Below are 21858 nucleotides of genomic sequence, written 5' to 3'. Positions count from 1 at the left end.
CTAGTTTTGCTGCTCTTCCGGCGCATCCAGATTCCAGTTACCTATATCGTCATCTGTGCCGGCAACACGATCTGGCCCCATTGAATACACGTCAATACGGCCCATCTCACCCGGACTGACTAACAGATAATCGTTGTCCCACGGATCTTTTTGCAAACGTTTGATAAAACCACCTTCAGGGAAAGAGCGGGGCACTGGTTCTGAAGTCGCCTGGGTGACTAAGGCCTGCAATCCTTGTTCTGTGGTTGGATAAAAACCATTGTCCAGCTTGTACAAATCCAGAGCATTCTCCAGCTGTTGAATATCCACCACCACTTTTTGTCTGGCTGCTTTTTCCTGATTACCCATTAAGTTAGGTACGACCATACTGGCGATCACACCCAAAATAACAATAACCACCATCACTTCCAGCAGGGTAAAACCCTTTTGTTGTTGCATTTTCTAACCTCCGACTAAATTGTTTAACGCCAAAATAGGCTGCAGAATCGCCATTACAATAAATAAAACTATGCCAGCCATCACGGCAACTAAAACAGGTTCAAATACTTTCAATGAAACAGTCACCAGAGTTTCAAATTCCCTGTCCTGTGTATTAGCAGCACGCTCCAACATGCCATCGAGCTGACCACTTTTTTCGCCAGAGGCAATCATATGCAGCATCATAGGTGGGAATAATTTGGTTTGCTCCAGCGCATTTTTCAGCGAAGAGCCCTCACGTACTTTTAAGGTCGCTTCAGCTATAGACTGGCGCATGTAACTGTTATCCAGCACATCCGCACTAATACGCATAGCTTCGAGTAAAGGCACGGCACTGGCGTTCAGAATACTTAAAGTCCGGGCAAAACGGGCAGTGTTTAAACCCCGGCTGACTTTCCCAATCAAGCCCAACTTTAACTGCCTTGTGTCCATCTTCAATTTAAAGGCAGGCTTTTGCATTGCCCTTTTAAAGGCGGCCAACGCCAGAAAAACTGCCAATACCACCAAAAGGCCGTAGGAACGTAAAAAGTCACTGGCGGCTATTAAAAACAAAGTAGAACCGGGCAAGCTTTGTCCCATATGCTCAAACTGACCGACAATCTGCGGCACCACAGCAGCCAACAAAATACTGATCACTGCGATGGCAAAAAAAGTCAAAATAGCCGGATACAACAAGGCCTGCATAATTTGACTGCGCATGTGCTGACGCTGTTCAGTGTAATCCGCTAGCCGGTTTAATACTGCATCCAGATGGCCTGACTTTTCGCCTGCCGCCACCATAGATGTGAACAAGTGATCAAACACATAAGGAAATTCCGCCAGACCTTCAGCCAGGCTGTAACCTTCGACTACTTTAGAACGAACAGACATCATCATGCTGCGCAAACGGGCTTTGTCACATTGCTCAGACACCGCAAGCAGCGCGTTTTCTATGGGTAAACCAGCTTCAATCAAGGTCGACATTTGGCGGGTGATCAACGCCAGTTCACTGGCCTTGATGCCGGATTGGAACCACTTCTTACCAGACGCCAGCAGCTTTTCCTGTCGGGAAGCCAAGTCTAAACTCAGTGGCGTTAGTTTTTGCTCACGCAATAACTGACGAGCCTGACGGGCATTATCGGCCTCCAATACCCCTTTACTGCGACGCCCTTTGGCGTCCATGGCCTGGTATTCAAAAGCTGGCACTACAGATCCTCTCGGGTCACACGCAACACTTCTTCCAGTGTGGTTTCACCCGTTAACACTTTGCTGAAACCGTCCTGACGGATACTAGGGCTTTGAGTGCGAATATATTTTTCAATAGCCTGCTCACCTTTACCGTTATGGATAAGCTCACGGGTATGTTCATCCACCACCAAAAGCTCATGAATACCAGTACGGCCGCGATAGCCGGTTTGATTACAATGTTCACAACCTACAGCACGGTAAATCAGGGTGCCGTCTTTTTTTGTCACGCCAAGCAGAGCTCGTTCTTCTTTATCTGGTTCATGGGCTTGTTTACAGTGCGGACATAAAGTACGCACCAGACGCTGAGCCAATACACCCAATAAACTGGAGGAGAGTAAAAAAGGTTCAACCCCCATGTCTTCCAGACGAGTGATAGCACCAGCTGCGGTATTGGTGTGTAGTGTGCTCAATACCAGGTGGCCTGTTAAACTGGCCTGTACTGCAATTTGGGCAGTTTCTAAATCGCGGATTTCTCCGACCATCACCACATCAGGGTCTTGACGTAAAATAGCACGCAAACCACGGGCAAAAGTCATGTTGACCTTGGTGTTGACCTGCGTCTGGCCTATGCCTTCTAACTCATATTCAATAGGGTCTTCCACCGTCAGAATATTGCGGTCTTTGGTGTTGATTTCGGTCAGCCCCGCATACAAGGTGGTACTTTTACCTGAACCTGTAGGGCCTGTAACCAGAATAATGCCGTGTGGCTTTAAAATTTGCTGCGAAAAACTTTGCTGCACCGCAGCTGTCATGCCGAGCTTGTTCAGATCCAGATGGGAGTTATTTTTATCCAGTAAACGTAATACCACCCGCTCACCGTGACTGGAGGGCATAGTAGATACACGCACGTCTACGGCACGACCGGCTATACGTAAACTGATACGGCCATCTTGCGGCACACGCTTTTCAGCAATGTCCAGCTTGGCCATCACTTTAATACGGGAGACCAGCAAGCTGGATAACTTACGGTTAGGTTTCAACACTTCCCGTAACACCCCATCGACCCGGAAACGAACCACCAGATTTTTCTCAAAAGTTTCGACATGAATATCTGAGGCGCCTAACTTGATCGCTTCGCCAAGCATGGCGTTGATCAATTTAATGATAGGCGCATCATCTTCGTTTTCTAATAAGTCTTCGGTTTCCGGGATTTCATCGGCCAGCGAGGCTAAATCTACCTCGTTGCCGATATCCTGCATGATTTGTTGAGCTTCGGATGAGTCTCTTTGATAAGACGCTTCCAGCAAAGCGTCAAATTCAGTTTGCTGTAGCTTTTGTACTTTAAAAGGAGCAGACAATAAACGTCGTACTTCAAGTAAAGCGGTTGGAGGGGTTTGAGGATTAACAACCAACAACCAGCCGTCCGCCTGAGCCTGCAACAACACACCAAAACGTTTAGCAAAACCAAAAGGTAAGCGCACCTTGGCTGCAGCAGGTTGCATCTCATTCAGATCAACAGCAGACATTAGTTATTCCCCTGCTCTACAGGTTCAACTACGGCTTTGTCCTGAGCCTGTTTTTTCTGTAAATACTCATCAAAAGTCGGCGGAATAATTAAGGTCTCATCAAATTCCGGCATAGCTGGTGTTTCAGCACCAGGCATCAGGTTAATACCTTTTTCGCCCTGAGCCAGCTGCTGCGCCCGCACATAGTTGTACTTACGCTGACTGACTTCACTGAGCAAGCCGTCATCCCGCATGATAGTTGGTTTGATAAAAATCATCAGGTTACGCTTACGTTTGCTGGATGAGGTGGAGCGAAATAAAGCACCCAGCACTGGGATATCACCTAACAGTGGTACTTTGGATTCACTTTGTTGCACATCTTCATCAATCAAACCACCCAGCACTACAGTGGCACCGTTATCGGCCAGGACTGTGGTTTTTATTTCTCTTTTGGCGATAATAGGGTTGCCTTCAATATCACCATTACGGCCCGATACTTCCTGCTCTATGGTCAGTTTCACCGCATTACCTTCGTTAATCTGCGGTGTCACTTTGAGCTTAATACCGACTTCAATCCGATCTAAAGTAGTAAAAGGATTGGTGCCGCCTGAACCTGGGCTGGTGGTGGTCTTAATAGGTACCTCTTCACCAACAATAAAAGAAGACTCCTGATTATCTAATGTGGTCAAAGACGGAGTCGCCAGGATATTAGAATTACTGTCCGTGGTGACGGCCTGCAAAATAGCGCCCCAGTCGTTTTTCACGACGCCCAGCATCATACCGGTTACACCACCTAAGGCCTCTCCCAATTGGGTGTAGTCACCATTCTGATCCGGGTTCACCGTAGTGACGCCGGTCTCTTCGTTAACCACTGTAGTGCCTTTGACTTCACGCGCTGCCGCAGCACCTGCGGCAACCTGGCTGATAGGCACAACACCGTTATTAAATTGAGTTAAGCCGCCTTGAGCACTGATCCACTGCACCCCTAAATTGGCACCTGAGTTATCCGCAACTTCTACAATGATGGCTTCAACCAGTACCTGAGCCCGGCGAATATCTACTTGCCGGATCACATCTTCCAGTGAACGCAAAACATCTGGCTGAGCGGTAATCACTAAAGAGTTGCTTTCAGCATGAGCTTCGATACTGACATCACGGCCCTTACCGGATGTTCTGGCACTTTGCGCCTGCGTTGCTGCGCCCTGAGTTTCGGCTGCTATAGTAGCACTGACGCCTTGTAATACTTTGACCAGGTCTTCCGCTTTGGCGTACTTCAGGTAATAGACACGAGTATTGCCCTGATTTTCAAGCTCAGCATCTAAACGCTGCACTAAGGCAACCACACGCTCACGGGCCTGACGCTCACCACTGACAATCACACTGTTGGTGCGCTCATCGGCCACAATTTTCGGGATTAAAAACTCAGGTTGCTCAGACTTGCCCTGATTTTTATAAATATTCTCCAGAATACGCACCACTTCAGCCGAAGAGGCGTAACTGAGTTTGATGATTTCTAAATCCTGATCACCGGCTTTGTCGACCCGGGAAATAATATCAACCAGTCGATTTACCGTCTCGGCCTGACCCGTCATCATAATGACATTTGACGGGTCGTAGTTCACCACGCTGCCGCCACCACTCTGATCGACAAACTGGCGCAATAAAGGAGCCAGTTCACGCACTGATACGTTTTTCACCTGAACCACGCGGGTGACCATTTCATCGCCCAAAGCGCCGGCATTATCACTGACTACGGGAATGTTAGAGGTTTTTGCATCTTTTTGCCGCACCACTTTGAGCACACCACTTTTCATTTCAACCACTGAAAAGTCATAGACTTCCAGTACGTTTAAAAAAAACTGGTAATACTGTTTTTCGTTCAGCATTTCATAACTGCGCACGTTAATGCGCCCCCGCACTTGCGGATCAACAATAATAGTTTTGTTCAGATTTTTACCAACAATGTTGATAAATTCATTGATATCTGTGCCCTTAAAGTTCGGCTGATATTCAGTTGCAGTCGCAAAAAAACTCAGTAGCGCAATAGCACTCAAACCTAACCAACGGGAAATGTGCAGACGAGAAGATGTCACTGACTTCATTAGAGTTTAACCATCTTAATTAATTATTATTGTGACAGACTAAAGACAATGTCTCTGGTCTGGCCGTCACGTTCAACTTTAATTGAAGCCTGAGTTGCTTCACGTAATTCATTCATCACCATCATGGCTTGCTGCATATCATTCAGCGCAGTGCCGTTAATTTCAACAGCCACATCATTGGCTTTTAAGCCCATGCGTTCAAATAATTCAGGATCTTTTCCAGGCATCACCCGATAACCATAGAGTTGACCATTGCGGTATTGAGGCGAAGCACGAATATAGTCAAAAAACTTCATTGGCTCCGACATCATTTCTTTACGCACATCAGCCAGTTCTTCAAGTGCTGGCTGAGGCCCTTCCATCATAGGTTCGGGTAGAGGCTGATAATCTACTTCCTGCAAGCCGCCATTTTGCGCTGCCATTTGCTGATACTCTATGCCGTCGAGCATCAAAGTTTCAAAGCGGGACGACACTCTGAGCAATACTCTGTCTTCAAACACCTGACTTAAGATGGCACTGGTGCCTTCTATTTTATCGTCCACACCATAAGTTTGTTCACTGCCCTGACTTTCTATAACGGCAGAACCTTGCTCTGGTTTACCTGACACAGACACCACACCGGTCAGTTTGACATTCAACGTCGTTTTAGGGGCTGAAGATGGCACAGCAACAGGAGGAGCATCGGCTTTTTCTGCAGCTTTACCAAATAAACTGGCTGCCAGTAATAAGTTCAAATCCGGCGCAGCCGCGGCTGAAGTACTCACAACCGCACTGATAGGTTCAGCTGTTGGCGCAGGCAGAAGTTGCCAACTTAATTTAGCCAATAGCCAACAAAACAGCAGCACAAGAACTCCGGTCAGCCAGAGATTCAGGCGCTGTTGCGGCAGACGGGTAAGCCATTCAACTGCAGGTCGGGTGGAAGCAAGCCAATTCATTCTTTAATAATTCTTTTACAAAACTCATTGCATCTTACCCAGTTGTTTTGTCCTCAACAAGCCTACATATCACAATTCCAATACCTCTGACTTTAGACAGAGTCAAGGACTATACTTTATGTTCACTTGCAGCGGAGAACAGGCGTGGATAAATCAGTGAACCAGCCTACCACAGTTATATTACGTTTAGATAAATGGCTTTGGGCATGTCGCTTTTACAAAACCAGAGCGCTGGCAAAAGACATGATCGAAGGTGGAAAAGTTCATTATAATGGCCAGCGCTGTAAAGCCAGCAAAACGGTCGAGCTTGGTGCCACCATTAAACTGACACAAGGCACGGACGAACGAACTGTGGTAGTTCTGGCTTTGTCTGAAAAAAGACTTGCAGCCCCTTTAGCTCAGGCTCTGTATCAAGAAACAGAGGAGAGCGTAAAATTAAAACAGGAAAGAGCTGAATTACGCAAAATGAATTTACTATTTGCACCACACCCTGAAACCAAACCGGATAAAAAAATGCGTCGCCAGTTGCTGCTGATTAAAGCTCAGCAATCTTAAGTCTTAAGGTACTGTTATGAATCAAGATTTGTTAGTTCGTTTTTTATTTAGTCAACGCGATGTACGAGGCGAAATCGCTTATGCCTCCGACAGTTTGCAACAAATGCTGCAAAATCATGACTACCCTTACCCGGTGAAGCAATTACTGGCCGAGCTGGTGGTGGCCACCAGCTTGCTAACCGCCACTTTAAAACTGGATGGTGATATTGCGGTGCAGTTACAAGGCGATGGGCCTGTGCGTTTTGCTGCTGTCAATGGCACAGCGGAGCAAGAGTTTCGTGGTGTAGCCCGTCTGCAGGCGGAAATTGGCGCCACAGGTTTTCGTGATCTGATTGGTGAAGGTTATATGCTGGTCACTATTACGCCAAAACAAGGCGAACGTTATCAAGGCATTATCCCACTGACGGGCGACAGCTTGACGGAAACCTTAGAAGCATATTTTGCTCAGTCGGAACAATTGCCGACCCGTTTATATCTATTTACCGATCTGACCGAAAATAATAGCCGCGCTGCGGGTTTATTGTTACAGGTATTGCCGGTTGACCCTGACAAAGCCAAACAGGATTTTAATGATTTAGTGATAGTGACAGATACCATCACAAGTCACGAACTGCTGAATTTACCAACTGAACAGATGCTGCACCGCTTGTATCACGACGAAGAAGTGGAGCTGTTTGCACCACAGCAAATCCGCTTTGTTTGTGGCTGCTCACGCGAAAAATGCGAAGCCGCTATTATCAGTTTGGGCAAAGCAGTGATCGAAGAACACATAGCAGAAGGTAAACTGGACATCAGTTGTGACTACTGCAACAGCACTTACCACTTTGACAGTGCTGAATTGTCCTTATTATTGAATAAGTTCTAGTCTGAACAGCTACTCGGAGCTGGGCTAGCCCTGGCTCCGAAGCCAACAAATCAAAACTGTAACCCACCTTGTAAGTTTTCATTTTTTATCTAAATTTCCAACAAAACCCGCTCTTGCAGGGTGTTTTGCACCACCTAAATGAAGTACAATCCGTCCGAACCCTATTAAAAACCATAAATTTACCGACCTACGTACCTCAAGGAGTCACCCTACAATGACCTCTACAATCACTCGCCATGTCGATTTAACAGTGGCTGATTTAGTTGAACACGCTATTCGTCGTAATGAAGGTGTATTAGCGGACAACGGCGCTTTGGTGGTTAAAACCGGTCATAGAACTGGTCGCTCACCTACCGATCGTTTTATCGTCAAAGAAGCCAGTACAGAACAGGATATTCAATGGGGCAACGTCAACCGTCCTTTTGATCCGGTCAAATTTTCTGCACTTTGGGCTCGTGTCAGCGACTTTATAGCGACTAAAGAACATTTTGTTTCTCACCTTGAAGTAGGTGCGGACCCGGAACACTACATTCCGATGACGGTGACTACGGAAACCGCCTGGCAACATATTTTTGCCAAAAATCTTTTTATCACTCCATCACAGTGGAACAAGTCAGGCAAAGAAACCTGGCAAATTCTGAACGTGCCTTCGTTTGAATGCGATCCAGAGCGTGACGGCACCAACAGTGACGGTACTGTGATGATCAACTTTGCAGAACGCAAAGTGTTATTAGCGGGCATGCGTTATGCCGGCGAAATGAAAAAAGCCATGTTCTCAGTACAAAACTTCCTGTTGCCAGCCAAAGGTGTACTCCCTATGCACTGCTCAGCTAACGTCGGTGAAGCAGGCGACACCACCTTATTCTTTGGTTTGTCAGGCACAGGTAAAACCACTTTGTCTGCGGACCCTAAGCGTTTCCTGATTGGTGATGACGAACACGGTTGGGCGCCTAACTCAGTGTTTAACATTGAAGGTGGTTGCTACGCTAAATGTATCGACCTGTCGAAGAAAAACGAGCCTGTGATTTGGGATGCGATCCGCTTCGGTACTATTTTGGAAAACGTGGTGTTAGATGCTAACCGTACGCCAGATTATAAAGATGCCAGCCTGACTCAAAACAGCCGCGCCGCTTATCCATTAGCTCACGTCGAAAAACGTGTACTGGAAAACCGTGCTGGTGAACCTAAAGCTGTGGTGTTCCTGACCTGTGACGTTAGTGGTGTTTTACCACCGGTTTCTATCCTGTCAGAAGAAGCAGCTGCTTATCACTTCTTAAGTGGTTATACGGCCAAAGTAGGTTCAACCGAAATTGGTTCAACTTCTGCTATTGAATCGACTTTTTCTACCTGTTTTGGTGCGCCATTTTTCCCACGCCCAGCTGGTGTGTACGCAGAATTGCTGATCAAACGTGTGCGTGAATTCGGCAGCAAAGTGTATTTAGTCAACACGGGCTGGACCGGTGGTCCACATGGTGTAGGTAAGCGTTTTGATATCCCGACGACTCGTGGCATTATCGACGCTATCGTCTCAGGTGAATTGGCGGCAGCTGAAACTGTGCACTTACCAGAGTTAAATCTGAATGTACCGTTAAAAGTGACAGGTGTGGATAGTAATCTGCTGAACCCAAGAGATACCTGGGCAGACAAAGCAGCTTATGATCAATACGCCCACAAACTAGCGGCTGAGTTTGCCAACAACTTTAAGAAATACGATGTATCTGATGCAATCCGCAACGCAGGTCCAAAAGTAGCTTAATGTTTTTTTGACCTTGATTTGATTAAAAAAGGCTCCGCATTGCGGAGCCTTTTTTTATGCCGTTTTGGTCAAAGGCAAATACACAGTCACCACTAATCCGCCATAAGCATGGTTATGCATACTGATTTGACCATGGTGCATATCGACAATCTTCTTGATAATAGCCAAACCTAAACCTGACCCCCCACTACCACGGGCTGTATCGCCCTGCGCAAAAGGTTCAAACATACGCTGCATTTCATGCTCAGGAATACCAGGGCCGTGATCACGCACCTGTACATAGACTTTACGGCTCGCCCGCTCTACACCAGTGCTGACTTCAATAGCACCATCTGAGTACTTCAGCGCATTTTCAATCAGGTTGTTCAGCACTCGCTTAATCGCAATACGGCGCAGCGGTACCAGAGGTAAAGGTTCGTACAAGCTGGCATTAATTTCGCGTTTTTGCAGTCGGTCTGCGCTGATTTGCTCCTGCACCAGCAGGTTTAAATCGTCTTCGTGCAGTGCTTCCTCTTTGTGGTGGCGAATGTAGTCAATAAACTGATCGATAATGGCATTCATATCTTCAATATCACTGACAATACCTTCTTTAATCCAACTGTCCTGCTCACTCACCATTTCACTGGCCAGGCGAATACGGGTTAAAGGGGTACGCAAATCATGCGACACACCGGCCATTAACAAGGCCCGGTCTTTTTCTAATTGACTGATGCCTTTAGCCATACGGTTAAAAGCCTGAGTCACCGCTACTATCTCGGTAGAACCATGCTCAGGTAAAGGCTCTGGCATTTCACCCCGCCCTACTTTAAGTGCAGCTTGCTGTAATCCCTGTAATGGCCTGTTCAGTTGACGGGCAAACAACCAGCCCCCAGCCACACTTAAAAAACCAATCACAAAGACATAAATTTTTAGCGGTGAAAAATCGGTCTCATCCAGACCCGTTAAAGGTACTTTGACCCAATACTGTGGCGCCTGAGGTGGCTTCACCCAAAAGGCATAACTACTGTTTTGCGCTATGCGCACTTCGGCCGGCCCTCCCAGCTCAATGGACATTTCGTCAGAGAAGTAAGGGTAATAGCTGGCGTCATTTAAACCATTTAGAGGCGCAGTGGCATCGGTGTAGACCTCAATGCCCGTCGCCTGCTGGAATCTTGTGGTCAGCTCTTCCGACAGCAGCACGTCGTTATGCTCTACGTCGATAAAAACGACTTTAATTTGTTTGGCAATCAGATGGTTAATTTGCTGATAGCTGGGTTTAATCACGTAATACACTACGGACAGATACGACACCAGCTGATTAATCAGCAACAAAATACCAATCAGAAAGACGGTCTGACCAAAAGCACTGCGCGGAAACAAACGCATTTAGCTGACTGCACCGTCAGGTACAAACACATAACCCAAACCCCAGACGGTTTGAATATAACGTGGGTTAGTTGGGTCGTCCTCCAACATACGGCGCAAGCGGGACACCTGCACATCTATGCTGCGCTCCATCGCCGAATAATCACGGCCACGGGCCATATTCATTAACTTATCCCGTGACAAAGGCTCACGGGCATGAGTCACCAGCACTTTCAGTACGGCAAATTCACCGCTGGTTAAAGGCATCAGCTCTTCGCCTTTGCGCATTTCACGGGTGGCGAGGTTAAACACAAAAGGACCAAATTTCACCTGACTCTCTTCCACTGCAGGTGCACCAGGTAATTCTTTTGATTTACGGCGTAATACAGCACGAATGCGGGCTAGTAATTCACGCGGATTAAAAGGTTTAGGCAGGTAATCGTCAGCACCCATTTCCAGACCAATAATACGGTCCACTTCGTCGCCTTTGGCAGTGAGCATAATGATAGGAATTTCATTTTCCTGTTGGCGCAACTTACGGCAAATGGATAAACCATCTTCGCCCGGTAACATCAGATCCAGCACCACCAAATGGAAGTTTTCACGTTCCATTAAACGCTGCATCTGCTCAAAGTTCGCAGAGGTACGGACAATATAACCTTGTTCTACCAGATAACGTTCTAATAAAGAACGTAATCTCATATCGTCATCAACGACTAAAATTTTTGTTGTTTCTTGTCCGAGCATACCAATCCCTCCACAAATGATGCCCACTATAAACGAAAAACCCGGAGCATGGAGGGCATGCGCCGGGTTCAGTTGTTACAAAGTTTGTCAGTTTTTTATTCAGGTTGTTCAGGTTGCACCTTCTCTACTTTACGCAGTGGTGGGTTCATCCACACCACATGACCGGTATGAGCACTCAGTCGGGTGGAGTTTTCCTGTTTTTCTAAGGTCTTCTGGTCAATCACATAAGCGTAATCTGCTGTAGAGCTACAGCCTGTCATCACTAAAGCCATCGCAAGGACTATCAGACCTGTTAATTTTGCTTTCATTGTTGGCCTCCTTTGTTGAGCACATTTTCACTATAGTTGGCCCGAACAAAATCGCCTAGCATATTTTTGTTACATCTAAATGACAGTGATGAAATAATTTAAAAAATTTTCAAAAACCGATATAACTAAATGATTAATATAAGTTTATTTCGTTATTTTCCTACATCTGAAGGAAAGGTGTTTGATTGATATTTTGTATTAGCTGTTGAAATTAATCCGCGTCTCTTTCCACTTGGCTGTGAAATAGTTATAAAGTCAGCCCAAAGTAGCGTCTTTTTTATCAATCACCGGACAGCATGAGTAAAACAGAGTTAGTCACCCGCGAGGGTTATGAAGCCTTGCAACAGGAATTAAACCATTTATGGCGGGAAAAACGCCCCGATACTACAGCTAAAGTAGCATGGGCGGCCAGTCTGGGCGATCGCAGCGAAAATGCTGACTATCAATACAACAAGAAGCTTTTACGTGAAATAGATAGAAGGATCAGGTACTTACGCAAGCGTTTGGAAGTCATAAAAGTTGTGGATTACTCCCCGGAGCAAAATGGTCGGGTGTTTTTTGGTGCTTGGGTTGAGATTGAAAATGACGAGGGTGAACAACTGACCTTTCGTATCGTAGGGCCTGATGAAATTTATGGTCGCAACGATTATATCTCTATTGATTCTCCTATGGCCCGGGCTTTAATCAAAAAACAGGCAGATGAGGAAGTGCAAGTGCCAACTCCCACTGGCATCAAAGAATGGTGGATCAACAAAATCTGGTATCCCCAACAACAAGGTTAAGGAGCGTCATGTATCAGCAAGTCTTGAGTCAACAACAGCAGTATTTTTCCAGCGGCATCACTAAAAATCTGAGCTGGCGTAAACAGCAATTGAAGCAACTACAACTGCTGCTGACCACACACGAAGCTGAGCTGTTACAGGCTTTACAACAAGATCTGGCAAAACCTGCTTTTGAGGCTTTACTGAGTGAAATCAATTATCTGCATACAGATATAAAGCATTGCCTGAAAAAGCTAAAGAGTTGGACCAGACCTCGAAGAGTCAGTACCGGGCTTCGCACTTTCCCTTCTATGGCCTTTATTCAACCAGAACCATACGGTTCAGTCCTTATTATTAGCGCCTGGAACTACCCGCTGCAGTTGGCATTAGCGCCTTTAGTGGCTGTGTTATCCGCTGGCAATTGTGCAGTGGTGAAGCCCTCAGAGCTTGCACCCGCGACTTCGGCCATCATAGCCCGCTTGCTGCCTATGTATCTGGATAAAGAGGCTGTAGTGATTGTGGAAGGCGGCGTAACAGAGACCACAGAACTTTTGAAGTTGCCTTTTGATCATATTATGTACACGGGCAATGGTCAGGTTGGCAAAATTGTATTACGTGCCGCCGCAGAGCATTTAACCCCTGTCACTTTAGAGCTGGGTGGCAAAAGCCCGGTTTATGTCGACAGTAGCGCAGACTTAAAACTAACAGCCCAGCGTATTGCCTGGGGTAAGTGGCTGAATGCCGGACAAACCTGTATAGCACCAGATTATATTCTGGCGCATAAAGACATCACAGAACCTCTGTTACAGGAAATTCATGCTCAGTTGCTGCAGATGTATGGCAGCGATCCAAAACTCAGCCCTGACTATGGCCGAATCATTAACCAACGCCACCTGCAGCGTGTACAAAGTTATCTGGATGGCATTGAAGTTTATTGTGGTGGCGCGGTGGATATAGACCAGCTGTATTTCAGTCCGACCTTAGTGTTGGATCCGCCGCTTAATAGCAGTCTGATGACAGAGGAAATTTTTGGCCCTGTTTTGCCTGTACTGACAGTCAGCGGCTTTGATGCGGCGGTGCGTTTTGTGCAACAACGTGATAAGCCGCTGTCGGCCTATTTATTTAGTAATAACAGCTCACAGCAACAACAATGGGTGGAGCGGATCAGCAGTGGCAGTCAGTGTATCAACGATGTGCTGATGTTTATGGCGGTATCTGAACTTCCCTTTGGTGGTGTAGGACCCAGCGGCATGGGTCAGTATTCAGGCAAAGCAGGCTTTGAACAATTTAGCCATTTAAAGTCTGTATTAAAACGTCCACTCTGGCCTGAACCGCCTGTACGTTTTGCTCCATACGCAGAATGGAAACGCAAAGTGCTGGGCTGGTTGAGCTAGCCATTCGGTGCAGAGTACGGACGCTTCAGCGTTTTGCTATTGGATTTTTTGGCCTTAACAGTGGACAATTGCCACAGTTGATAAGAACCCATCTGGTTTTTACTTGTCTCAAAGTCGCCGGATGCTAAGGAAGCTTTAAGTTATGTCTATGATCATTAAACAAATTGCTCTGGAAATTTCAGCACGCCCAGAGCAGGTTGCAGCAGCTATACAGTTGATGGATGAAGGCGCTACTGTGCCTTTTATCGCCCGTTACCGGAAAGAAGTAACAGGTGGCCTGGACGATACCCAGTTGCGTAATTTAGATTTGCGCTTAACTTATTTGCGGGAACTGGAAGACAGACGTCAGGTCATTATCAAAACCATAGATGAGCAAGGCAAACTGACACCAGAGTTAAAGCAGGAATTATTAGCTGCTGACAATAAAACCCGTTTAGAAGATTTATATTTACCTTACAAGGCCAAACGCCGTACCAAAGGCCAGATTGCGATTGAAGCAGGTTTAGAACCCTTAGCAGACGCGTTATTTAACGACCCAACTTTAGTGCCTGAACAACAAGCTACCAGCTACTTCAATGCAGAAGCGGGTTTTGCTGACAGCAAAGCTGTACTGGATGGCGTGAAATATATTCTGATGGAGCGTTTTGCAGAAGATGCAGCTTTGCTGGCGAAATTACGTCGTCATTTAAGCCAGAACGCTGTGCTGAAAAGCACTATGGTCACAGGCAAAGAGCAGGAAGGCGCTAAGTTCCGCGATTACTTTGAACACAAAGAAGCCTTTAAAACTGTACCATCACACCGGGCTTTGGCGATGTTTCGTGGCCGTAACGAAGGTATTTTAAACCTGCAATTACAACCTGACGCCGACGATGCTTCAGCTCACGCCGTCTGTGAGCAGATGATCGCTAATCACTTTGACATTCGCCAACAAGGCCGCGCTGCCGACGATTTTCTCCGTACTGTGGTGCAGTGGACCTGGAAGGTGAAATTACACCTGCATTTAGAAAACGATTTATTAGGCGAACTCCGCGAACAGGCCGAAGAAGAAGCCATCAAGGTATTTGCCCGTAACTTAAAAGACTTATTAATGGCAGCGCCTGCTGGTATGCGTGCCACATTGGCGCTGGACCCTGGCCTGCGCACTGGGGTGAAAGTCACGGCTATTGATGAAACCGGCAAGCTGGTGGATCAAACCACTATATTCCCGCATGCGCCACAAAATCACTGGGACAAATCAGTCCGCACTTTAGCCGCTTTAGCTAAACAACATAAAATTGAGTTGATAGCTATTGGGAACGGTACCGCATCACGCGAAACCGACAAGTTAGCCGCCGATGTGATTAAACTGCTGCCAGAGCAAAACATCAGCAAAATTATGGTGTCTGAAGCTGGAGCTTCGGTGTATTCAGCCTCTGAGCTGGCCTCACAGGAATTCCCGGATCTGGATGTATCCTTACGGGGCGCTGTATCTATAGGCCGTCGTTTACAAGATCCGTTGGCTGAACTGGTGAAAGTTGAGCCTAAAGCTATAGGTGTGGGCCAGTACCAACATGACGTTAACCAAAGTTTGCTGGCCAAGTCACTCGACGCTGTAGTCGAAGACTGCGTAAACGCTGTAGGTGTGGATTTAAATATGGCGTCCGTGCCTTTATTGGCGCGCGTAGCAGGCCTGAACAAAACCCTGGCGCAGAATATCGTGGTGTATCGCGACACTCATGGTCGTTTCCAACAGCGTAAAGACTTACTGAAAGTCGCGCGTTTAGGCCCTAAAGCTTACGAACAGGCAGCTGGTTTCCTGCGGATTAACAAAGGCCTGGATCCGCTGGATTCGTCTTCAGTTCACCCTGAAGCCTATCCTTTAGTGGAAAAAATTCTGGCGAAATTTGGCCAACCGATAGAACAATTACTAGGCAATAGCGCCTTCTTAAAAAGCCTGAATCCAGCTGACTTTGTTGATGAGCATTTTGGTTTGCCTACAGTAGAAGACGTAATTAAAGAACTGGATAAACCGGGCCGTGACCCACGTCCTGAGTTTAAAACAGCGGCCTTTAAAGAAGGCGTCGAAACCATGGCCGACTTAAAGCCAGGCATGTTGTTGGAAGGCGTCGTCACTAACGTCACCAACTTTGGCGCTTTTGTCGATATAGGTGTGCATCAGGACGGTTTAGTGCATATCTCGTCGCTAACCGACAAATTTGTGTCTGATCCACATCAGGTGGTCAAAGCTGGCGATATAGTCAAAGTGAAGGTACTGGAAGTAGAGCTGGATCGTAAACGTATAGCACTGACCATGCGGATGGACGAACAACCTGCGGCCAAAGGTGCTGGTAGTGCTGGAAAAGAGGCTTCGCGTTCAGCGAAAGCTGCTAAACCAGTCAAAACAGCTGAAGTCCCTAATGCCGCTATGGGCAATGCCTTCGCTCAGGCTTTTGCCAAGTTTAAAAAGTAACTCTGATTTACCTAAAAACAAGGCCGGATCATTCCGGCCTTTTTTATCTGTGTCCGCGATTTGGTTTTCAGGCCATTTGCAGCAGAGGCCGCTCTGCCGGTTGAGTTGCTTTGGCGTAAAAACCAGAAATCACCTCAGAGCGCATCGACATTAAAGGGTCGCGCTGCAACGATTGAAAATCCGCTGGAATAAAATCATTGGCTTCATTATTCACCGACGCTTCAAAAGGCTCCCATTCAGTTGCGGAGCCTCCAGCTAGCTGTTCTGAGCCAGCTCTGGCCATTTGTCCAATTTCTGCAGCTAATTCAGCCTGAGCCTCCATCAAAGTGCGACTAGCCTGAGCAGCTACGGCACGATCTGCACTGGAAGGTTCAGCAGGCGCCAAAGCAGCGGCTTTGACCTGTTGCATCTTCTGAATGGTAGCGCGTGGGTCATTTGGCACTTCAGATATATCAATCTGAACTTCCCCTCCTACAGCATATTGCTGACCATCAGGGCCTGTTTCGTATTCATAGCTTGGAGCACCAGCATACTGACCGCCAATAGCAGAGTGAGCTTGTTCGTGGACTTTGACTTCCTGATCTCGGGCCTTTAATTCAGCGATACGTTTTTGTTCAGCTTGCTCTTCTTTTTGTTGCTGAGGATCATCTTTTTCTTCGCCGGAAGAGCTTTGTTTTTCTTGCTCAGAGCCAGATTGTGGATCTTTTTCAACCACAGCCTGACGATATTCCAAACCTTTGGTTTTGACGTCTTCATAAGTGGAGGGTGTGGAGCTACTGCCGTTACGGCTCTTTTCGTCAGCCATCAGGCCTTTTTCAGCAGCCGCTCTTTCCATGGCTGCAACAGGCTCAATAACTTCACGGCGCAAGTTATCGCGCCGGGCCATATCCAGGGCCGGATTACCAGTGTGCAAAGGCACATTTGGGTAATTCGAAGTTAATAACATAAAGCGTATTTACACCCTTAAATCAATAATAGAACCTAACATCTCATCTGCAGTTTTTACTGACTTCAGATTAGCTTCTGCGTTTATTTGTTCATTGGATAACGTCACCAGACTTTGCTCTATGGATGGGCTAGTACTTGGCTCAACCGGAGTTTCCAGTGCACGTTGATTACTGCTTCGAGCAGTTTGCTGATTTATATTTACGGTCGCTTCAGTCACAGCGTCAGATGCACGCTGAAAGCCCTGAAAACCGCTCGTAAAGGCTGAACTGATTTCCATCATGACCTCGTTGACTAATTGAACACCTTTGTTGAACTGGATAATTATTAGCCATTTCTCAGCAAAACGAAAGCTTGACGGCAATTATTTGCCGTCAAAATGCAGAATTATCTAATTAAATGAAGATTTAAGCGGATAAGTGGGGCTGTAATAGGGAAATAAACTCCTGTTGATGCGAAATAAAAGGCGCATGCGAAGACTTTTGCAGTATTTCGATCTGGATCCCGGGCCGTAACTTTTGCAATAAAGGGGCAATAGCAACAGGAACTAAAGAGTCTAAACGCCCTAAAATACTAAAAACAGGCTGAGGCAAAGCGGCAAATTCTTGCCGCAAATCAAGAGTCGCCAATAACTCCAACCCACCTTGTAACGCCAAAGCGCAAGGTAAAGGCAAACTTAACACCGCTTGCTTTAATAACTTAATATCCTGGCGGGCGGTGCTGCTGCCCATCGCTTGGATCGCCAAAAACCGCTCCACTGTTAACGCCAAATCCTGCTGCAATTGACCCGCAAATTGCAGCATCACTCTGCTTTCCATACCTGGCCAATTCTCCTTTGTCATAAAACAGGGCGAACTGGCAATTAAACCCAGTTTTTTCACTTTGTCGGGATAACGGCTGGCTAAGGCTATCGCCAATAAACCGCCTAAAGACCACCCCACCACTGTACTTTGAGCTGGGATTTGCTCAGCCAATTGGGCCAAAACGCTATCGATATCATAAGAAGCAGGGCAAGGAGACAAACCAAAACCAGGTAAATCGGGGGTATGGATATCCAGCTCTGTTGGTAATGCCAGCATCAGTTGTGACCAAACCTGATGATTTAATCCCCAGCCATGCAGGAACACTAGTGGGTTTTGGCTAAATTTTAGTTGTTCATTCATTCGTTCGACCATACTTGTTGTTATGTCTGGCCTTTTATCAAAGCAGGGATGCTGATGCAAGCGACTTTATGGCAGCAACTGGTGCATAGACTGGCACCCAATTGTTGTTTGTGGTGTCAGATGCAGGTACAGCAGCCGCAAACCCAGCTTTGTGATTTTTGCCATGCTCATTTACCCAGTCTGGATTTAAGCTGGGTTGACCAGAATGCGTTGCTATTACCACAAGTCGCACAAGGTTTAAAACGCCCTAAATTTGACCGTCTTTATAGCTTAAGTTGGTACAGGCAACCTTATCGGCACTGGATCAGTCAGTGGAAGTTTCAACAGCATCATGCTGCAGGTGAGTTGTTATGCCAGTTGCTGTATCAGCGCGCAATACTTTATCAACAGCAAGGCAGGCCATTGCCGGACTGCATTAGCTATACGCCGGTATCCAACCAAAGATTACAGGAAAGAGGCTTTAATCAGGCCAAACTACTGGCGCAGCAGCTTGCCAGGGCATGGCACAAACCCTGTGTCAGCTTATTTCAGAGCCCGGATTTAGTGCCTCATCAGATTGGACTCAAGCGCAAAGAGCGATTGGCGAACTTAAAAGGAAAAATTCAGCTGCAGGAACGCCCTCTGCCTGCTCATATCACATTAGTCGATGACGTGATCACCACAGGAGCCACGCTGGATTATCTGAGCGCTTTGCTCAAAGCCAAAGGAGTCCAGACCGTCAGCGTCTGGACTCTGGCCATCACCAGAGCTTAATGCGCTTCTTCTTCGTTGGCTTCTTCCCCTTCACCATCAGAAGATTCAGCGCTAAACATTTTGCCAAAGTACAAAGCATTAATCAGTAAGCGGCTGGAGCCGACAAAATAGCCGCGGAACACCGGGTTATCTGTCATACCAATCACACGGCCTTCGCCATGGTTATGCGCCACTAAGGCTGCACCTTCAGCGATACGACTAACGTATTCAGGCGCTGTATAACCCGCTAGTTGAGGTTTATCTGTGTACAAAGCGACGTTGATAAAAGGCTCTTCACTGGGCGCTAATAAAAAAGTGCCGTTTTTAAACACAGGTAAGTTTTTATTCGACAGACCAAAAGTTAAAGGATGACTTAAATCCAGTTGCGTCTGGTAAATAGCACCGGCAATACGGCGCTGACCAGCCAGACTTTCTTTATCGGCATAACTTAAACCTTGATCAGCAATCAGCATACTCATATCGGCTGAGTTCCAGGCTTTGGCCTTCAGCAAACCAGAGCGCACCAGAAATGCCGCTCCGCCTTTATGGCCCCACAACACGCCACCTTGTTTTGCCCAGTTGTTCAGCTGCTGTTGCTCTTTTTGCTGCAAGCTGTTGTAACTACCATCCGGTAAAATAATATGAGTGTAACGGGATAAATCGACCCGACCTAAACGCTGAGGTTCTATCAAACTTGGCGATACACCCGCCAGCTTTTCCAGATTAAACCAAACTTCGCCTGCCTCAGTGGAATTGACATCAGGGCCTGCCACCAGCAAGACATTCGGCTTAGTCACAGGCACAAAACCATTGCTGCCCAAATCCTGGCCCTTAGCGGTTAAACCTGAAGTGAGAGCTGTGATAGCTAAGCCTGCTTGCTGCTGTGCTTTACCTAAAAGTTCAAACCAGTTGTTGTGCTGCTGTAAACCAGCGGCAATGACGATAGCTCCGGCACTAAAAGCTTGTTCACCATTAGCAGTTTTAGCAAAAAAGGGCTTGCTGGCCGCGCGTAATACCACACCTTGCTCTAGCAGCGCCTGTGTTAACAACGGCGCCCTTTGATCGGCCCAGTCAAAAGCATAGGCATAAGCCCCGGCTGAAGGCATCAGCACGGATTCAGGCTGCGGCGACCAGTGATCTTCTGCCACACCTGAGGGTTTACGGCCCACAGCGCTGAATTCAATATTAAAGGCATAAGGTAAAGTCCAGGCCGACACATCGTAAAAGGTATTGTCCTGAAAGTTGGTCTGAGTGCTGAACGCAGCTTTTAACAGCAGATACTGGCTCTGTTGCAGCGGAATATAATAAGCCTGACCTTTTTGGTACGTCTGGCCTTTGTGCTGCCATCGTTCATTGATGGGGTAAGCTTTGATCTGATGCTGTTTTAATAAATTAAGCAGTGCCTCTAAACGGGTTTTATCCGCTGCTTCAGCAATGACATAACCCTGGGTTGAGTCATCAGCAGCGAGGCGCTCTGACTCCAGCACAAAAGCTTTTTGATAGCTTTGCAGCGCATTTTTTTGCGCTACGGAGCCGCGCAGAGTCGATAACGATGTAATGTACTGATTTTCCACAGTTTTACTAAAAGGCAAAGGCCCATTAATACTGTCCTGCAGATGACCACGGCTACTAGCTTGTTCGAATAGAATACCGACGCTGGCGTTCACGTCCGGATAAGTCGAGCCTTTACCCACATAAAAATCGTCAAAACTTTCTTCGGTGTAATACAAACGGCCTTTTTTATCCAAAGCTGCGGCATGGTAATCGGCAATTTTAGCCGTCAGTTGCTGGTTAGCTGTTGGTGTTAAAGGGTAAGTGCGAGTTGGAATACCAGGCTGAAAAAAGAAGGTACTGTTTGGGCCCATTTCATGAAAATCGCCCACTACAGCAGGACGCCATTTATAAAACTGCGCGATACGGGCACGGCTTTCCGGATGCTCCAAAGGTAACCAATCGCGGTTTAAATCAAACCAATAATGGTTAGGACGACCATTAGGCCAGGGCTCAATATGCTCGCGACTTTGAGGATCAGCCACTGGTGATTTGCCTTTATGCATATTGGCCCAGGTGGCAAAACGCTCTAAACCATCAGGGTTTAAACTGGGTTGGATCAAAATAACAGCGTTTTTCAGCCAGTCTTGTACTTCAGCATCTGTGCTGGTTAATAAATGATGAGCAACCTGCACTGAGGCATTAGGGCCACTGGACTCGTTGCCATGCACACCATACCCCAACCAGACGATCAGTGGCAAATCATCGGCCAGTTCAGTACCTGTCGATAGCTGAGTCAGATGCTGTAAGCGAATTTGCTCCAGCTTTTTCAAGTTTTCCGGGGATGAAATAATCAGCTGTAACAAAGGTTTTTGTTCATGGGTGTGGCCAATAATTTCCAGTTGGGCTTTGTCTGAGCCTGCGGCCAGTTGTTGGAAATACATCTGAATTTGATCATGACGTAAATGCCATTCGCCGACCGGATAACCAAAAAATTGTTGCGGGCTTTGTGGTTCTGCCATTGAGAACTGGCTGCTAAACCCCAATACTAAGGCACTGATGATAGTTGTTATTTTGTACATTGTTCTTCTCCCTTTCTGGCCGCTACCTTAGCAATAAAAAGTCCGGCCCGACAAGCGGGGCTGGCAAGGCACAGCAAGTC

At 46.8% G+C, this 21858-nt stretch carries 19 protein-coding genes; 7 read left to right on the top strand and 12 right to left on the bottom strand.

Translation table 11 applies throughout. From position 1 onward, the window contains the following. From gspG to gspC, 5 genes are read right to left on the bottom strand one after another with little or no spacing between them, the layout of a single operon-like run. Positions 1–438 carry a type II secretion system major pseudopilin GspG gene (gene gspG, locus IEW88_RS16255; RefSeq protein ID WP_053423307.1) on the bottom strand — a complete coding sequence of 146 codons (438 nt, stop codon included), beginning with the start codon at positions 436–438 and terminating at the stop codon, positions 1–3. Between the two features lie 3 nt (positions 439–441). Then, the gene (gspF, locus tag IEW88_RS16250) at positions 442–1662 is read right to left on the bottom strand and encodes a type II secretion system inner membrane protein GspF (protein WP_147905060.1); all 1221 of its coding nucleotides are present in this window, start codon (positions 1660–1662) and stop codon (positions 442–444) included. Continuing rightward, positions 1662–3170, bottom strand: coding sequence for a type II secretion system ATPase GspE (gene gspE / locus IEW88_RS16245; RefSeq protein ID WP_147905059.1), 1509 nt, complete (start codon positions 3168–3170; stop codon positions 1662–1664). Before gspE ends, gspF begins: the two co-directional genes overlap by 1 nt. After that, positions 3170–5251, bottom strand: a complete 2082-nt coding sequence (gene gspD, locus IEW88_RS16240) for a type II secretion system secretin GspD (protein ID WP_053423310.1) — start codon at positions 5249–5251, stop codon at positions 3170–3172. Before gspD ends, gspE begins: the two co-directional genes overlap by 1 nt. 26 nt (positions 5252–5277) lie before the next feature. Further along, positions 5278–6186, bottom strand: a complete 909-nt coding sequence (gspC, locus tag IEW88_RS16235; RefSeq protein WP_147905058.1) for a type II secretion system protein GspC — start codon at positions 6184–6186, stop codon at positions 5278–5280. Between the two features lie 144 nt (positions 6187–6330). On the opposite strand from gspC, the gene hslR reads away from it, so the two are divergent. The 3 genes from hslR (at position 6331) to IEW88_RS16220 (ending at position 9362) form a co-directional block, all read left to right on the top strand. Next, positions 6331–6741: a ribosome-associated heat shock protein Hsp15 gene (gene hslR / locus IEW88_RS16230; RefSeq protein ID WP_147905057.1), complete on the top strand. Its 411-nt coding sequence runs from the start codon at positions 6331–6333 to the stop codon at positions 6739–6741. Positions 6742–6757: 16 nt separating this feature from the next. After that, positions 6758–7606, top strand: a complete 849-nt coding sequence (gene hslO, locus IEW88_RS16225) for an Hsp33 family molecular chaperone HslO (RefSeq protein WP_053423313.1) — start codon at positions 6758–6760, stop codon at positions 7604–7606. A gap of 214 nt (positions 7607–7820) precedes the next feature. Further along, positions 7821–9362, top strand: coding sequence for a phosphoenolpyruvate carboxykinase (locus IEW88_RS16220; RefSeq protein ID WP_147905056.1), 1542 nt, complete (start codon positions 7821–7823; stop codon positions 9360–9362). A gap of 54 nt (positions 9363–9416) precedes the next feature. On the opposite strand, the gene envZ is transcribed toward IEW88_RS16220, so the two are convergent. From envZ to IEW88_RS16205, 3 genes are all read right to left on the bottom strand, one after another. Next, positions 9417–10727 carry a two-component system sensor histidine kinase EnvZ gene (gene envZ / locus IEW88_RS16215; RefSeq protein ID WP_147905055.1) on the bottom strand — a complete coding sequence of 437 codons (1311 nt, stop codon included), beginning with the start codon at positions 10725–10727 and terminating at the stop codon, positions 9417–9419. After that, positions 10728–11453 (bottom strand): osmolarity response regulator transcription factor OmpR, encoded by a 726-nt coding sequence (gene ompR, locus IEW88_RS16210; protein ID WP_053423316.1) that lies wholly within the window; start codon positions 11451–11453, stop codon positions 10728–10730. A gap of 95 nt (positions 11454–11548) precedes the next feature. Further along, positions 11549–11761 carry a hypothetical protein gene (locus IEW88_RS16205; RefSeq protein WP_053423317.1) on the bottom strand — a complete coding sequence of 71 codons (213 nt, stop codon included), beginning with the start codon at positions 11759–11761 and terminating at the stop codon, positions 11549–11551. Between the two features lie 296 nt (positions 11762–12057). Between IEW88_RS16205 and greB the strand changes: the two genes are divergently transcribed. The 3 genes from greB to IEW88_RS16190 all read left to right on the top strand — a co-directional run bounded on the left by greB (position 12058) and on the right by IEW88_RS16190 (position 16365). Further along, positions 12058–12543 (top strand): transcription elongation factor GreB, encoded by a 486-nt coding sequence (gene greB, locus IEW88_RS16200; protein WP_147905054.1) that lies wholly within the window; start codon positions 12058–12060, stop codon positions 12541–12543. 8 nt (positions 12544–12551) lie between these two features. Next, positions 12552–13916, top strand: coding sequence for an aldehyde dehydrogenase family protein (locus tag IEW88_RS16195; protein ID WP_147905053.1), 1365 nt, complete (start codon positions 12552–12554; stop codon positions 13914–13916). A 142-nt stretch (positions 13917–14058) separates the two neighbouring features. After that, on the top strand, positions 14059–16365 hold the full coding sequence (locus tag IEW88_RS16190) for a Tex family protein (RefSeq protein ID WP_147905052.1): 2307 nt from the start codon (positions 14059–14061) through the stop codon (positions 16363–16365). A 67-nt stretch (positions 16366–16432) separates the two neighbouring features. Here IEW88_RS16190 and IEW88_RS16185 read toward each other — a convergent pair whose 3' ends face one another. The 3 genes from IEW88_RS16185 to bioH all read right to left on the bottom strand — a co-directional run bounded on the left by IEW88_RS16185 (position 16433) and on the right by bioH (position 18473). Then, positions 16433–17311, bottom strand: coding sequence for a putative metalloprotease CJM1_0395 family protein (locus IEW88_RS16185; protein WP_147905051.1), 879 nt, complete (start codon positions 17309–17311; stop codon positions 16433–16435). A 9-nt stretch (positions 17312–17320) separates the two neighbouring features. Beyond that, positions 17321–17590, bottom strand: a complete 270-nt coding sequence (locus tag IEW88_RS16180) for a hypothetical protein (protein WP_053423413.1) — start codon at positions 17588–17590, stop codon at positions 17321–17323. 127 nt (positions 17591–17717) lie between these two features. Beyond that, positions 17718–18473, bottom strand: coding sequence for a pimeloyl-ACP methyl ester esterase BioH (gene bioH, locus IEW88_RS16175; RefSeq protein WP_229670562.1), 756 nt, complete (start codon positions 18471–18473; stop codon positions 17718–17720). Positions 18474–18527: 54 nt separating this feature from the next. Here bioH and IEW88_RS16170 point away from each other — a divergent pair, with 54 nt between their 5' ends. Beyond that, positions 18528–19226: a ComF family protein gene (locus IEW88_RS16170; protein ID WP_147905049.1), complete on the top strand. Its 699-nt coding sequence runs from the start codon at positions 18528–18530 to the stop codon at positions 19224–19226. Here the strand turns inward: IEW88_RS16170 and IEW88_RS16165 are convergent. Next, the gene (locus tag IEW88_RS16165; protein ID WP_147905048.1) at positions 19223–21778 is read right to left on the bottom strand and encodes a M14 family zinc carboxypeptidase; all 2556 of its coding nucleotides are present in this window, start codon (positions 21776–21778) and stop codon (positions 19223–19225) included. The genes IEW88_RS16170 and IEW88_RS16165 overlap by 4 nt on opposite strands. Positions 21779–21858 lie beyond the last annotated feature (80 nt).

It is taken from the genome of Rheinheimera tangshanensis (assembly GCF_014645135.1).
In the GTDB taxonomy this organism is placed as follows: Bacteria; Pseudomonadota; Gammaproteobacteria; order Enterobacterales; family Alteromonadaceae; genus Pararheinheimera; species Pararheinheimera tangshanensis.
This window is presented reverse-complemented; position numbering and strand designations above follow the sequence as displayed.

Excerpts from the sequence above, each read along its gene's own strand:
- gspG (WP_053423307.1), bottom strand. The coding sequence starts at position 438 with ATGCAACAACAAAAGGGTTTTACCCTGCTGGAAGTGATGGTGGTTATT.
- gspE (WP_147905059.1), bottom strand. The coding sequence starts at position 3,170 with ATGTCTGCTGTTGATCTGAATGAGATGCAACCTGCTGCAGCCAAGGTG.
- gspD (WP_053423310.1), bottom strand. The coding sequence starts at position 5,251 with ATGAAGTCAGTGACATCTTCTCGTCTGCACATTTCCCGTTGGTTAGGT.
- gspC (WP_147905058.1), bottom strand. The coding sequence starts at position 6,186 with ATGAATTGGCTTGCTTCCACCCGACCTGCAGTTGAATGGCTTACCCGT.
- hslO (WP_053423313.1), top strand. The coding sequence starts at position 6,758 with ATGAATCAAGATTTGTTAGTTCGTTTTTTATTTAGTCAACGCGATGTA.
- IEW88_RS16220 (WP_147905056.1), top strand. The coding sequence starts at position 7,821 with ATGACCTCTACAATCACTCGCCATGTCGATTTAACAGTGGCTGATTTA.
- envZ (WP_147905055.1), bottom strand. The coding sequence starts at position 10,727 with ATGCGTTTGTTTCCGCGCAGTGCTTTTGGTCAGACCGTCTTTCTGATT.
- ompR (WP_053423316.1), bottom strand. The coding sequence starts at position 11,453 with ATGCTCGGACAAGAAACAACAAAAATTTTAGTCGTTGATGACGATATG.
- IEW88_RS16205 (WP_053423317.1), bottom strand. The coding sequence starts at position 11,761 with ATGAAAGCAAAATTAACAGGTCTGATAGTCCTTGCGATGGCTTTAGTG.
- greB (WP_147905054.1), top strand. The coding sequence starts at position 12,058 with ATGAGTAAAACAGAGTTAGTCACCCGCGAGGGTTATGAAGCCTTGCAA.
- IEW88_RS16195 (WP_147905053.1), top strand. The coding sequence starts at position 12,552 with ATGTATCAGCAAGTCTTGAGTCAACAACAGCAGTATTTTTCCAGCGGC.
- IEW88_RS16190 (WP_147905052.1), top strand. The coding sequence starts at position 14,059 with ATGTCTATGATCATTAAACAAATTGCTCTGGAAATTTCAGCACGCCCA.
- IEW88_RS16185 (WP_147905051.1), bottom strand. The coding sequence starts at position 17,311 with ATGTTATTAACTTCGAATTACCCAAATGTGCCTTTGCACACTGGTAAT.
- IEW88_RS16180 (WP_053423413.1), bottom strand. The coding sequence starts at position 17,590 with ATGGAAATCAGTTCAGCCTTTACGAGCGGTTTTCAGGGCTTTCAGCGT.
- bioH (WP_229670562.1), bottom strand. The coding sequence starts at position 18,473 with ATGAATGAACAACTAAAATTTAGCCAAAACCCACTAGTGTTCCTGCAT.
- IEW88_RS16170 (WP_147905049.1), top strand. The coding sequence starts at position 18,528 with ATGCAAGCGACTTTATGGCAGCAACTGGTGCATAGACTGGCACCCAAT.
- IEW88_RS16165 (WP_147905048.1), bottom strand. The coding sequence starts at position 21,778 with ATGTACAAAATAACAACTATCATCAGTGCCTTAGTATTGGGGTTTAGC.